At 73.4% G+C, this 13,255-nt stretch carries 12 protein-coding genes; 10 read left to right on the forward strand and 2 right to left on the reverse strand.

Annotation, left to right across the window (positions count from 1 at the left end; genetic code table 11):
• Window positions 1–44: 44 nt before the first annotated feature.
• On the reverse strand, window positions 45–1,136 hold the full coding sequence (locus AB0368_RS03410; RefSeq protein ID WP_366152148.1) for an RNA ligase RtcB family protein: 1,092 nt from the start codon (window positions 1,134–1,136) through the stop codon (window positions 45–47).
• 150 nt (window positions 1,137–1,286) lie between these two features.
• Here AB0368_RS03410 and AB0368_RS03415 point away from each other — a divergent pair, with 150 nt between their 5' ends.
• Together AB0368_RS03415 and AB0368_RS03420 are read left to right on the forward strand one after the other, a co-directional pair.
• Complete coding sequence (locus tag AB0368_RS03415) at window positions 1,287–2,198, forward strand: AEC family transporter (protein ID WP_366152149.1); 912 nt, start codon at window positions 1,287–1,289, stop codon at window positions 2,196–2,198.
• Between the two features lie 36 nt (window positions 2,199–2,234).
• Window positions 2,235–2,627 carry a DUF1232 domain-containing protein gene (locus tag AB0368_RS03420; RefSeq protein ID WP_366152150.1) on the forward strand — a complete coding sequence of 131 codons (393 nt, stop codon included), beginning with the start codon at window positions 2,235–2,237 and terminating at the stop codon, window positions 2,625–2,627.
• An 84-nt stretch (window positions 2,628–2,711) separates the two neighbouring features.
• On the opposite strand, the gene AB0368_RS03425 is transcribed toward AB0368_RS03420, so the two are convergent.
• Entirely contained in the window at window positions 2,712–3,551 is an 840-nt protein-coding gene (locus tag AB0368_RS03425) for a patatin-like phospholipase family protein (RefSeq protein ID WP_366152151.1), read from the reverse strand.
• A 109-nt stretch (window positions 3,552–3,660) separates the two neighbouring features.
• Here AB0368_RS03425 and AB0368_RS03430 point away from each other — a divergent pair, with 109 nt between their 5' ends.
• From AB0368_RS03430 to AB0368_RS03465, 8 genes are all read left to right on the forward strand, one after another.
• Window positions 3,661–5,931 carry a bifunctional diguanylate cyclase/phosphodiesterase gene (locus AB0368_RS03430; protein WP_366152152.1) on the forward strand — a complete coding sequence of 757 codons (2,271 nt, stop codon included), beginning with the start codon at window positions 3,661–3,663 and terminating at the stop codon, window positions 5,929–5,931.
• A gap of 48 nt (window positions 5,932–5,979) precedes the next feature.
• Window positions 5,980–7,065, forward strand: coding sequence for a PIN domain-containing protein (locus AB0368_RS03435; protein ID WP_366152153.1), 1,086 nt, complete (start codon window positions 5,980–5,982; stop codon window positions 7,063–7,065).
• Window positions 7,066–7,100: 35 nt separating this feature from the next.
• Window positions 7,101–7,409 (forward strand): hypothetical protein, encoded by a 309-nt coding sequence (locus tag AB0368_RS03440; RefSeq protein ID WP_366152154.1) that lies wholly within the window; start codon window positions 7,101–7,103, stop codon window positions 7,407–7,409.
• A gap of 266 nt (window positions 7,410–7,675) precedes the next feature.
• Window positions 7,676–8,335, forward strand: a complete 660-nt coding sequence (locus AB0368_RS03445) for a pyridoxal-dependent decarboxylase (protein ID WP_366152383.1) — start codon at window positions 7,676–7,678, stop codon at window positions 8,333–8,335.
• 60 nt (window positions 8,336–8,395) lie between these two features.
• Window positions 8,396–10,648 (forward strand): bifunctional diguanylate cyclase/phosphodiesterase, encoded by a 2,253-nt coding sequence (locus tag AB0368_RS03450; RefSeq protein ID WP_366152155.1) that lies wholly within the window; start codon window positions 8,396–8,398, stop codon window positions 10,646–10,648.
• Window positions 10,649–10,700: 52 nt separating this feature from the next.
• The gene (locus AB0368_RS03455) at window positions 10,701–11,414 is read left to right on the forward strand and encodes a DUF309 domain-containing protein (RefSeq protein ID WP_366152156.1); all 714 of its coding nucleotides are present in this window, start codon (window positions 10,701–10,703) and stop codon (window positions 11,412–11,414) included.
• A gap of 58 nt (window positions 11,415–11,472) precedes the next feature.
• Window positions 11,473–12,045, forward strand: a complete 573-nt coding sequence (locus AB0368_RS03460; protein WP_366152157.1) for a hypothetical protein — start codon at window positions 11,473–11,475, stop codon at window positions 12,043–12,045.
• Between the two features lie 71 nt (window positions 12,046–12,116).
• Window positions 12,117–13,223, forward strand: coding sequence for a globin domain-containing protein (locus AB0368_RS03465; protein WP_366152158.1), 1,107 nt, complete (start codon window positions 12,117–12,119; stop codon window positions 13,221–13,223).
• Window positions 13,224–13,255: the final 32 nt, after the last annotated feature.

Genomic DNA, 13,255 nt, shown 5'->3' on the forward strand with positions numbered 1-13,255 from the left:
GCGCAGCACGGCTACCCGGGCCTGAGGCGGCGAAACCTGTCCGGTCAGCGCCGGCCGCGGCGCCGGTCCCCCGCCGTCCGCTCCGCCGTCTTGTACGTGACCAGCGGCACCGTCGTGACCACCGGCGTGGCGAGCCCGTGCGCGACCAGATCGCCGACGACCTGCTCGATGCGCTTGTACGCGGTCGGCGCCTCCTCGAAGAGCAGCTGCCGGTCGCCGCACACCACCAGCGAGCCCACCGGTGTACGCCGCAGCTCCTCGACCGTGTGCTTGGCCCGGCCCCGCCGGAGGGCGTCGGCCCGCGACATCTTGCGCCCCGCGCCGTGGGCCACCGAATACCCGGCGTCCGGCCCGGCGTGGGCGGCCACGAGGTACGAGGGGGTGCCCCGGGTGCCGGCGACGAGCACGTCCCGGCCGTCACCGCGCGCGGCGCCCTTGCGGTGCAGATACAGCCCGTCGCGGACCTCGACGAGATTGTGGCACTCGTCCACGATCGGCTCGGCCGGCCGCGCGCCCAGGGCGTGGGCCACCCGGGCGGCCATCAGCCGCCGGTTCAGCGACCCCCAGGCCACCGCGGCGTCGTGCGAGGCCAGGTAGGCGGCGGGGTCCGGCGCGGGCCCGGCGCCGTGCACCTCGGTGTGCGCCCGCAGGATCCGCTCCCCCAGGCCGCGCGAGCCGCTGTGCACGATGAGCACGAGGTCGCCGGCGGCGAGCCCGAGGCGGCTCGCGTGGCCCGGCTCGAGGACGGCGCCGACCCGCGCCAGCTCGACGAAGTGGTTGCCGCGGCCGACCGTACCCAGGCTTTCCCGGTGACCGGCGGGGATGTCGCCGTCCACCTCCGCGGGATCCAGCGGGCGGTCGAGGTCGGGGAACCGGGCGGCGAGCTTCTCGGCCACCGGCCGCTTGAGCCGGATCGGGAACACGGCGATACCGCACCCGATGTCGGAGCCGACGAGGAACGGGTAGAGCACGGACGACAGCATCGCGGCGCCGATCGGGGCACCCTTGCCGGGATGCAGGTCGGGCATGCCGGCGACGTGGCGCATGCCGTCGAGGGCGGCAACCTGGTGGCACTGCGCGACGGCGTCGGACTCGATCCAGCTCGCCGGCGAGGCGAGCACGGTGACGGTGGACAAGGACGTTCTCCCTGGACAGGGTCCGGACGGACTGCGATGCGGACGGACAGCGGTGCGGCGGGGAGGGTGATCCGTCAGAACGTCATGCGCACAGCTTCCCGGGCCCGCCCGGCGCCGGCAACGGATTTTCGCCGGTTAGCGTGTCCACACATGATCAAGGCTCTCTCCGGGTTCGCGCTCATCGGCGTGATCGTGCTGATCGGCTGGGCGGCCCGGCGCCGGGCCGGACTGCCGCCGGACGCGGAGGCGGTGCTGGGCCGGCTCGTCTACACGGTCATGACGCCGTGCCTGCTGTTCACCGGCGTGGCGGCGGCTGACCTCGGCGTGCTGCTCAGCGAGCCGCTGTTCGTCTCGGCCGTCGCCGCGGTGCTCTGCTTCGGCGCGCACACGCTCGTCACGCGGCGCCGGGACCGCGGCACCCGGATCCTCGGCGCGCTCGCCGCGGGCTACACGAACGCGAACTACATCGGCATCCCCGTCGCCACCTACGTGCTGGGCGACGCCGCCCTGGTCGTACCGATCATCGTCCTGCAACTGCTGATCGTCACGCCGATCGCGCTGACGCTGCTCGAGGTCGCCACCACCGGGCACGCGTCGCTGCGGACCACGGTGACGGCGCCGCTGCGCAATCCGCTGATCGTGGCGGTGCTGGCCGGTGTGGCGTCGTCCGTGACCGGCCTGCGACTGCCCGCGGTGCTCGCGGAGCCGGTCGCCACGGTCGGATCGGCGGCCGTACCGGTGGTGCTGCTCGCGTTCGGCATGTCCCTGTCCGGACGCCGGGTCCTGGCACCCGGCCCGGACCGCATCGCGACGATCGCCGCCGTCGCTCTCAAGACCGTCGCCATGCCGGCTACCGCCTTCCTGCTCGCCGCCGGGCTCGGCCTGCCGCGCGAGGCGGCCTACGCGGTCACGGTCCTGGCCGCCCTGCCCACGGCCCAGAACATCTTCCTGTACGCCCAGAGCTTCGGCACCGGCCTGGTCGTGGTCCGCGACGCCATCTTCCTGTCGACGATCTGCTGCGTACCCGTGCTATTGGTGATCGCGGTGTTCTTCACCCGCTGATCCGCCCCCGGCCTAGACTTCGCCCGGGGAGGCGAGATGCGGGACTGGTTCATCGGACTCGGCATCGCGATGCTGTGCCTGGCGGCGAGCTGGGGGCTGCTGCTGATCCTCGCGCGCCGCCTGCCGCCGGGCATCCTGCGCGACCTCGCCGCCTTCATCCCGGACTGCGTGACCACGGTCCGGCGCCTCCGCAAGGACCCCCGGGTGCCCCGGCGCGCGAAGATCGCGATCGTCGTGGCCGGCGTGTGGGTGGCCAGCCCGATCGACCTGATCCCGGAGTTCATCCCGGTCATCGGCCCGCTGGACGACATCGTCGTGGTGGCGCTGGCCCTGCGGTACGCCGGCCGCCAGGTCCCCCGCGACGTGCTGCTCGCAGCGTGGCCCGGCGAGCCGCGGCTGATCGAGCGGCTCCTCGGCGACGCCCGCTGACCGGGCCGCAGCCGGGAGGCGGACTTGCCGCTCCGGGTCGCTTCCGAAAGGCGTTCGCCGTGCCCGCCTGACCCGCCGGCCGGCTCAGGGCTGCGGGGTCGTGGCCACCTCGCGCTCCCAGGCACGCCGGGCAGCGGCCGTCGCCACCATCGACTGCAGCAGCGGCACCGCCTGTTCGGCCGCCGCGCGGCCCGCATCCTCGAACTCCGTGATGCGCGACAGCTCCCAGAACGCGTACGCGTCCACCGTCGGGGTCAGGAGCAGGTCGGCGTCCTCGGCCAGCTGACCGGTGCCGCCGGGCTGCAGCGCGCTGACCGCGACCATGATGTGCAGCAGCGTCGTCGGCGGGCGGCGGGGCAGCGGCCCTGAGACGTCGACGGCCACGACGATGTCGGCCCCCAGCTCGCGGGCGAGGCGGGCCGGCACGATGTCGACCAGGCTGCCGTCGACCAGCAGCCGGTCGTCGCGCTCCACCGGCGGGAAGACGCCCGGGATGGCCGCGCTGGCCAGCACGGCGCTGGACACCGGGCCGTCCCGCAGCACCACCCGGTCGCCGGTGCACAGCTCGCAGGCGACCGCGGCGAACGGCCGGTCGAGCGCGTCGAAATCCCGGCCGCCGAGCAGCCCGTCGAGGAACGTGCCGAGCCGGGCGGTGTCGAACAGGGCCTTGCGGGTACGCGCAGGCCGGACGAGCCGGGACCACCGCAGCGCCTGGGCCACCTTGCTGATCTCGGACGGGCTGGTGCCGGCGGCGTACAGCGCGCCGACGAGGGCACCCGCGCTGGTCCCGGTGATGACGGCGGGCTCCAGGCCGGCCCGGTCGAGCGTGTCGAGCACCCCGATGTGGGCGGCACCGCGTACCGCCCCGCCGCCGAGGGCGAGCCCGATGCGTACCGGAGCGTCGTCAGAGGGCTGCGAAGACATCCCGTCAGGATGCCAGCGGCGCGCGACCATCCCCCACCGGCCCCGGTTGCGCTGCTCTTACCGCCCGGCGGCAACGCAAAAGCAACCGGGAGTCCGTACACCTGAGCGAGTGACCGCACAGACATCCCCTCGACCGTGGCGGGCCGCGCACCGCTGGTATTTCGCCGTCGGGGCACTGATCTTGGTAGGCAGCGCCCTGCTGCTCGACCCGACGACCCGCAAGTGGCTGTACGTGGCGGTCGCCGCCTCGGTCATCGCCGCGGTGGTCGCCGGCGTGCGCCGGCACCGGCCCGGCTGGTCGCTCCCGTGGTGGCTGATCGTCGCGGGGGTCGCCATGTCGCTGCTGGCGAACCTCTTCTGGGCGATGGCGATGACACCGGCGGGCGTGCCGCGGTTCCCGTCCCTCGGCGACGCCTGCTATGCGGCGATGCTGCTGCTGGTCGCCTGGAGCAACTACCGATGGGTGCGGCCGCAGGAGCGCCGCAGCGGCGCCGTCGACATGGGGATCGTGGCGCTGGGCGCCGGCGCCCTGCTCTGGACGCTGGTGGTGGCGCCGATGCTGTTCGACGGCCGCTTCACCGGGCTGCGGCTCACCAGCTACCTGTGCTACGTGGGCATCGATCTCGTGATCCTCGTGTTCACCGCGCGGGTCGTCATCGTGTCGCGGGTACGCACCCCGGCGTACCGGCTGATGGTCGGATCAGCCGCGCTGCTCGTGCTCACCGACACCGTCAACTACAGCCTGATCGTGCGCGGCGGATCGGCGGACCACCTGATCGCACTCGGCTGGCTCGGGTCGTACCTGCTGATCGGCACCGCCGCGCTGCACCCGTCGATGGCCCGCAGCACCGGTACGGTGCCCAGGAACCCGTCCCCCGCCTCCCGCCGCCGGCTCGCCACGTACGTGTCCTTGACGGCCGGTATCACCGGCCTGGCCGTGGCCAGCCTCCTCGCCTCCGTGCCGGGTACGGACGCCGTACGCCTGCTCGTGCTGGAGGTGCTGGGCGGCACGATGTCCGTGTTCCTCGTCGTCCGGCTGTCCCAGCTCGCCGGGCTGCTCAACCGCCGCGCCCGCCTGGACGAGCTCACCGGGCTCGGCAACCGGGTCGTGCTCCAGGAACAGCTGTGCCGCGCCGCCACCCGGGACCGGACCCTGCTGATGGCCGACCTCGACGGCTTCCGCGACTTCAACGACACCTTCGGGCACCCGGCCGGCGACGCCGTGCTCATCGAGACGGCCCAGCGGATCCGCGCGGCCGTGCCCAGCGGCGCGACGGTGGTGCGGCTGGGCGCCGACGAGTTCGCCGTGCTCACCGACGACGCCGACGGCGAACGCCTGGGCCGGCGCATCCTCGAGGCCGTGCACGAGCCGTACCGGCTGAAGGGCCTGAGCACCCGGCGCTTCACCGCCGGGATCGGGGTCATGACGCTCGCGGCCGGAACCCCGCACCCGCACGGCCTGCGCGACGCCGACCTGGCGCTCAGCGGCGCCCGGACGCAGGGCGGCGGCCTCGTCGCCGTCTTCGACCCGGCCGTGCACGCGGAGCGGCTGGCCAACATGGCGCTGGTCGCCCAGCTGCCCGGCGCCCTGGCGGCGGGCGAGTTCAGCATGCACTACCAGCCCATCGTCGACCTGGCCGGCGGGCGGATCGCCGCCGCGGAGGCGCTGCTGCGCTGGACCCGGCCGGACGGCACCCGGATCGGTCCCGACCGGTTCATCCCGCTCGCGGAGCAGAGCGGCTCCATCGTCGCCCTCGGGGACTGGGTGCTCGCCACCGTCTGCGCCGACCTGCGCCGGCTCTGGACCGAGCACCAGCTGTCCGTGACGGTCAACGTCTCCGCACACCAGCTGCGCGACCCGCTGTTCGCCGCCCGCCTGCTGGAACTCCTCGATCGCCACGGCGTCCCGGGCCGCGCGCTCATCGTCGAGATCACCGAGACCGTGCTGATGACCTCGGTCACGGATGCGGCGAGCGCGGTCGCGCAACTCCAGGAGCTGCGCGGGAACGGCGTACGCATCGCGATCGACGACTTCGGCACCGGCTATTCGTCCCTGGCGTACCTGCGGGAGCTGCCGGTCGACATCCTGAAGATGGACGGCTCGTTCACGGCCCGGCAGATCGAGAGCGGCAGCCCGCGCGACGTGGCGTTCGTCCGGACGATCCTGGACCTCAGCCGCAGCCTGGAGCTGCGGACGGTGGCCGAGGCGGTGGAGACGGCCGAGCAGGCGGAGCGGCTGCGCGCCCTCGGTTGCGACCTGGCCCAGGGCTACCACTTCGCCCGGCCCGCCCCGGTCGCGGCGTTGCACACGTTGCTCGCGGACCAGGGTCAGGCCGCCGCGGTCAGCCGGTCGGAGAAGGCCGGCTTGCGGCTCGCGTAGTCGCCGCCGGAACCGGACTGCCGCAGGACACCGCGTACGCTGGCCGGCGTGGATCAAGAAGAGCGGATCGCCCTGTTCCTCGACTACGAGAACCTGGCGATCGGCGCGCGCGAGCACCTCGGCGGCATGACGTTCGACCTGCGGCCGGTCACCGATGCGCTCGCCGAGCGGGGGCGGGTCGTGGTGCGCCGGGCGTACGCGGACTGGTCGTACTTCGACGAGGACCGCCGGATGCTGACCCGCTCGCACGTGGAGCTCATCGACATGCCGCAGCGCATGGGCGCCTCGCGCAAGAACGCCGCGGACATCAAGATGGTCGTGGACGCGCTGGTGCTGGCGTTCGAGCGGGACTACATCTCGACGTTCGTGCTGTGCACCGGCGACAGCGACTTCACGCCCCTGGTCCACAAGCTGCGCGAGCTCAACAAGCGGGTCATCGGCGTCGGGGTCGAGCGGACGACCTCCGCGATGCTGCCGCCGGCCTGCGACGAGTTCCTCTACTACGACCGCCTCGACGGTGTCGAGGTCCCGCCGGAGCGGACCCGGCGCGGCCGTGGCGCCCCGGCGCCCGAGCCGGCCGCGCAGCCGGTCGTGCCGGAGCCCGAGCCCGAGCCGCAGGCCGCCGCGGAGGCGCCCGCCCGGGACATGGACGCCCTCACGGCCCTGGTGGCGCAGACCGTCGCGGGTCTGCAGCGCAGTTCCGGCGGCGCGGTGACCTCGTCGACGCTCAAGCGGACCCTGCTGCGCAAGGACCCCACGTTCAACGAGGCCGACTGGGGATTCCGCGCCTTCGGTGAGCTGCTGCGCCACCTTGCCGAGCACAACGTGGTCGAGCTCAGCGAGCGCCCGGCCAAGGGCGACCCCGAGGTGACGCTGCCGGAGCACGGCGACCGCGAGACGGCCTTCGCCCTGCTGCGCGCGGTCGTCGTCGACCTGGCCGGCCGCGACGGGCCGGTGGCGCTGTCCGGCCTCAAGAACCAGCTCCGCAAGGTGGCGCCCGACTTCAGCGAGCGCAAGCTCGGCTACCGCAGCTTCCTGCAGTTCTGCAAGGCGGCGGCGACCGGCGGCGCGGTCGACCTCGCGTGGAGCCCGGACGCCGACGACTACCTGGTCACCTCCCCGGCGGAGAGCTGAGCGACGCGAGCCGCAGGATCTGGCACGCTGTCGGCATGGCCGACCCCCTCGCCGACCGGGACCTCGCAGCCGACGCCCTGCGCCGGGTGACCGACGCCGCCGGCCCGTACCTCGACTCCCTGAGCGAACGCAAGGTCTACGACGCGGAGGCCGCCGAGCTGCTCACCACGCTCGGCGGCGTCCTTCCCGAGCACGGCCTGGGCACCGTGACGGCCGTCGAGCGGCTGATCGCCACCGGCACCGCCGCGGGCACGGCCTCGTCCGGTCCCCGGTTCTTCCACCTTCGCCAACTTCACCTCTCTCGGGTGCGCCACGCACTGGTGGGGCGAGCGGCACGGTGCTGATCCCGTACGGGACGGGCTGGCCGGCCTGCCCCGGATGCCGGTGCTGTCCGGGGGTTACGTGCACGCCAGCGCCCGCAAGGCGCTGCAGATGCTCGGCCACGGGCGCGATGCGGTGGAGGTGTTCGCCGCCGACGGCGTGGGGCGCGTCGACCTGGAGGCGATGGCGCGGCGGCTGGACCGGCTCGGCGCCGCCCCGGCGGTGATCATCGCGAACGCCGGCGAGGTCAACGCCGGCGACTTCGATCCGCTGGACGCGCTCGCCGACCCTGGCCCGCGACCACGGCGCCTGGCTGCACGTGGACGGCGCGTTCGGGCTGTTCGCCACGTTGTCGCCGCGCTCGTCGCACCTGACCCGGGGCATCGAGCGGGCCGACTCGATCGCCGCGGACGCCCACAAGTGGCTCAACGTGCCCTACGAGAGCGGCTTCGCGCTCATCCGGGAGCCACAACGGCTCGGCTCCGCCTTCGGCATGCCGGGCGCCGCCTATCTGCCCGGGCCGCAGGATCCGGGCGGCGGATACGGACTGTACGGGCCGGAGTCGTCTCGCCGGGCCCGCGCGCTGCCGATCTGGGCGACCCTGGCCGCCTACGGGCGCGACGGCTACCGGGCGATGGTGGAGCGCCACCTCGACCTCGCGCGCTACCTGGCGCGCCGGGTGGACGAGGCGGACGACCTGGAACGGCTGGCGGACGTCCCGCTCTGCATCGCGTGCTTCCGGGTACGCCCGCCCGGCGTGCCCGAGAGCGAGCTCGACGACCTGAACCGCCGGGTCGGCGCCGCGCTGCTGGCGGACGGCCGGGTCTTCGCCGGCACCACCGTGTACGACGGGCGGGTGGCGCTGCGCCCGGCGATCGTGAACTGGCGCACCACCGAGGCCGACATCGACCTGTTCGTCCGGGTCGTCCGGGAGCTCGCCGCCGCCTGACGGGCCTGCTTGCATCGTGCAGGCTGCTCAGGTCGCAGGGTGCGAAGCCGATAGCAGGTCGTGCGGCATGGGCGGTGGTGGTGGCTGTGGCTGGCGGCGGGAGCGCTCGCCACCGGCTTTTACTACGTCCTGCCCGCCGACAGCCTCGCCCGCAATCTGAGCTACAACGTCGTCGGGCTCGTCTCCGGCCTGCTGATCCTGGCCGCCGTACGGCTGCACCGGCCCGCGCGCCCGGCGATGTGGTACTGGTTCGCCGGCGGGCAGCTGGTGTGGGTCGTCGGCGACGTGATCTACGAGTACTACCAGTACGTGCTGCACCAGGAGCCGTACCCGTCGCCGGCGGACGCCTTCTATCTCAGCGCGTACCCGATGCTTCTGGTGGGTCTGGTCCTGCTCGTGCGCGGGGGCGGCCGACGTGACAAGGCCGCCCTGGTCGACGCCGCCACCGTGGCCGTCGGGCTGGGCCTCGTGTTCTGGATCTTCGTCATCGAACCGGTCGCCGCGAACGCCAGCGTGTCGGTGCAGGAACGGATCATCAGCGTCGCCTACCCGGCCGCTGACGCGATGCTGCTGGCCCTGCTCGCCCGCCTCTACTTCGGTGCGGCGGAGCGTACGGCCGGCACCCGCCTGCTGCTGACCGCGGTGGTCCTGCTCCTCATCGGGGACGTGGGCTTCTCGATCGTGAGCATCTACTCCGACGCTGGCGGCACCATCCTCGACGCCGCGTTCTTGATGTCCTACGTCTGCTGGGCCGCCGCCGCGCTGCACCCATCCATGCGCTCCGCCGGCACCGTCATCGCGGTCCGGGCCAACCCCCGGATCGGTGCCCCGCGGGTCGTGCTGCTGGTGACCAGTTCGCTGCTCGGGCCGGCGCTGCTGCTCGTACCCGCGATCGGCGGCAACGTCCTGGACCGCGCCCTGATCGCGGTCGGCGCGATCATCCTGTTCCTGCTGGTGCTGATGCGCATCGCGGGCTTCGTCGGGCAGGTGCAATGGCAGGCCGGCAAGCTCGAGGACCTGGCGATGCACGACGACCTGACCCGGCTGGCGAACCGGCGCCGGTTCGAGCAGGTCCTCGGCGCCGAGCTGACCCGCGGGCGGCCGTACGTGGCGCTGCTCGACCTCGACGGGTTCAAGCGCGTCAACGACCAGCTCGGACCCTCCGTCGGCGATCAGCTGCTGATCGCCGTGGCCGACCGGCTGACCGCCATCGTCGGAAGCGACACCCTGGTGGCGCGCATGGGCGGCGACGAGTTCGCCGTCCTGATCACCGACACCGGAGCGGGGGCCGCGCGCGACCTCGTGCGCCGGATCACCACGGCCCTGCACGAGCCGCTGCGCAGCTGCGGCCACGAGCTCCTGGTCAGCGCCGGCATCGGCCTCACCGACAGCGCCGGCGACGCCGACGCGATGGAGATGCTGCGCCGCGCCGACCTGGCCATGTACGCGGCCAAGGACGGCGGCGAGCCGTTCCGCTGGTACGAGCCCGAGCTCGACCGGCAGGCGGGCGAGGAGGCGCAGCTCGGCGCGGAGCTGCGGACCGCCCTGGACACCGGGCAGTTCCGGCTCGTCTACCAGCCCATCGTGGAACTGCCGCACGGCCGCATCGTCGCCGTCGAGACCCTGGTCCGCTGGGACCACCCGGAACGCGGCCTGGTGGGGCCCACGGAGTTCATCCCGGCCGCCGAACGCAACGGCCTGATCGTCGAGATGGGCGCGTGGATCCTGCGCGAGGCCTGCCGCCAGGCAGCCCGCTGGAGCGCCGAGCTGGGCGACGACGCGCCGGAGCGGATCAGCGTGAACGCCTCGGCCCGGCAGCTGGCCCACCGAGGGTTCTCCGCCATGGTCGCCGACGTTCTGCGCGACAGCGGCCTGCCCGCCACCCGGCTCACCATCGAGGTCACCGAGACCGCGGTGTTCGAGGGCGGCCAGGCGATCGAGGCGCTGCACGACCTGCGGGCCCTCGGCGTACGGATCGCGCTCGACGACTTCGGCACCGGCCACTCGTCGCTCGGCCTGCTGCAGACCGTCCCGGTCGACGTGTTGAAGGTCGACAAGAGCTTCGTCGACACCATCACCATGGCGGGGCGGCACGCCGTCATCGCCACCGCCCTCATCCAGGTCGCGAACGGGCTGGGGCTGACCGCCGTCGCGGAGGGCGTGGAGACCGCCGAGCAGGCGGCCGAGCTGGAACGCCTCGGGTACCGGCTGGCGCAGGGCTTCCACTTCGGCAGGCCGGTGGCCGAGCCGGACTTCCGCGGCGCCCGCAGGGCCCACCCGGTGGCCGGGCCGTCCACCGCCGGCGCGGTCTGACGCCGGCACCCGCGGCTCGCGCGGCGCCGCGCCCGGCGGGCAGAATCGGGGCATGGCCACCACCGCACCGGGCCGGGAAGCCGGCGACCAGGACTCACGCGACCGCGACGCGGCGGGCCGTCCCCGCAACGCCCGCCCCCGCGACGGCCTGGGCCGTCCCCTGCCGCACGGCATGACCGGCGTGCCGACGACCCCCGACGACATCGCCCTGCCGCCGGACGAGTCGCTGCGCGAGGCCCAGCGCCTGCTGGCAGCGGGACGCCCCTTCCACGCGCACGAGGTGCTGGAGGCGGCGTGGAAGGCGGCCGGCGATCACGAACGCGATCTGTGGCAGGGGCTGGCTCAGCTCGCGGTGGGCCTCACGCACGCCCGCCGGGGCAACACCGTCGGCGCAGCCCGGCTGCTGCGGCGCGCCGCCGACCGGATCGAACCGTACGCCACGAGCCCGCCGCACGGCGTGCCGGTCGGAAGCCTCACCGCGTGGGCGCGGGACACGGCCGAACGCGTCGCCGGCGGGTCGGTGCTCACCGAGGACGACGCGAAGCCGGACCTGATCGACCGCCCGGCCGCGGGGTCGTCGCCGCTGCAACTGCTGCGCCGCTGGGAGGACTCCGGCGCCACCTGGCGGGTGCTCGGCCGCTCCCCCGGCTCGGTCGTGGTGGCCCTGCTCAGCTGCGACGCCGGCGAGGAGGTCGACCGGCTGCACGCGACCGACCCCGAGGTGCTGGCCTACATCGGCTCCCGGGACCGCAGCGACGCGACCTGACAGTTTCCACACATCTGCCCGCAATGCTGCCTCGAGGCATCCGAGGCAGAGAGGCACGATGATGGTCCGGAAACGCACGGCGGGAAGTCTGCTGGTGGCGCTGACGCTGCTCGTACCGGTGCAGGCGTGTTCGTCGACAAAGAGCTCGACCGGCGGGGAGCAGCAGGTGGCGACCCTGGCCAGCGCCGGCGCCACCCCGGCGGCATCCGCGTCGGCGGCCGCGAACCGGCCCCGCGAGCGCCTGGACACCACGCCCGAGGAGTTCGAGGCGATGCTCGAGCCGTACAACAAATGCGTCCGCGAGCACGGCGCCAAGCCCAAGCAGGACTGGCGCGGCGACCACCGCCCGACCAACTCGGAGATCGACAAGCTGGAGGCGGCCAACCGGATCTGCGAGCCGCTGTACTTCCCGCTGCCCCCGTGGGAGAAGGACCCGTCGAACCCCGAGGCCAAGGACTTCGCGAGGGACGTCGTTTCATGCCTCAAGGGCAAGGGCGTGAAGTACGTCGAGGTCGGCGACAACGGGACCGACATCGCGCTGGGCGGCGAGCAGAACGACCACAAATCGATCACGAAGGGCATGGACCTGATGCCCTCCTGCGAGCAGGCGGTCGTCGCGCACCGCAAATGACCCCCCGCCGGCCCCGCCGAGTCGCACCGCGTGTGCGACCGGCGGGCCCCGGTGGTCACGACCCTGATCACATGGCCAGTCTGTCCACCACGTTGAAGGAGAGCTGGGCGCTCGTCGAGGACCGCCAGGACCGGGTGGCCGCTCACTTCTACGCCCGCATGTTCCTCTCCTACCCCCAGCTGCGCGACCTGTTCCCGGTGCAGATGGACATCCAGCGGCACCGCCTGCTGGGGGCCATCGTGGCCACCGTCCAGCTGGTCGACGACCCCGGCCATCTCGACGAGTACCTGCGCGCCCTCGGCCGCGACCACCGCAAGTTCCACGTCACCCCCGAGCACTACGCCCAGGTCAAGGCGGCCCTGCTCGACGCGATCCGCACCTACGCCGGCGAGGGCTGGAACAGCCTCTACGAGCAGGCCTGGAACGACGTCTACGACCTCGTCGCGGGGAAGATGATCGCCGGCGCGGCCGAGGACGACGGCCCTCCTTACCGGCACGCCGAGGTCCTCACCCACGAGCGGCGCGGCACGGACGTCGCGGTCTTCACCTGCCGCCCCCTGCACCCGCTGCGGTTCCGGGCCGGCCAGTACGTCAGCATCGAGTGCGGGTACCAGCCGCGGCTGTGGCGCACGTACTCGATGGCGAACCGCCCCCGCGACGACGGCATCCTGGAGTTCCACGTCCGCTCCACCGGCGGCTGGGTCTCCAGCGCCCTCGTCCGCCGGCTCAAGCCCGGCGACATGCTGCGCCTGGGCGCCCCGATGGGTTCGATGACGCTGGACGCGGCCTCGCGCCGCGACGTCGTGCTGGTGACGGGCGGCACCGGGCTCGCCCCGGTCAAGGCGCTGCTGGACGAGCTCACCCGCTACAACCGCACCCGCTGGGTGCACCTGTTCCGCGGCGAACGCCACCGCGACGCGTTCTACGACCGCGAGCCCCTCGACCGCATCGCCGAGCGCTACCCGTGGCTCACCATCGTCCGCGCGGTCAGCGACGAGCCGGACTACCCCGGCGAACGCGGCTCGATCCCGGACGTGCTGTCGCGGCACGGCCCGTGGCGCAACCACGACTTCTATGTGGCCGGCTCGGGACCGATGGTATCGGCGACCCTGCGGCGGCTGACCGAGATGCAGATCCCGTCCACCCGCATCAGGTACGACGCTTTCGCCGACGCCTGACGGGCGCCCCGCCGGTCGTCACTTGATCGGGT

Source organism: Actinoplanes sp. NPDC051475, from assembly GCF_040689425.1.
Classification (GTDB): Bacteria; Actinomycetota; Actinomycetes; order Mycobacteriales; family Micromonosporaceae; genus Actinoplanes.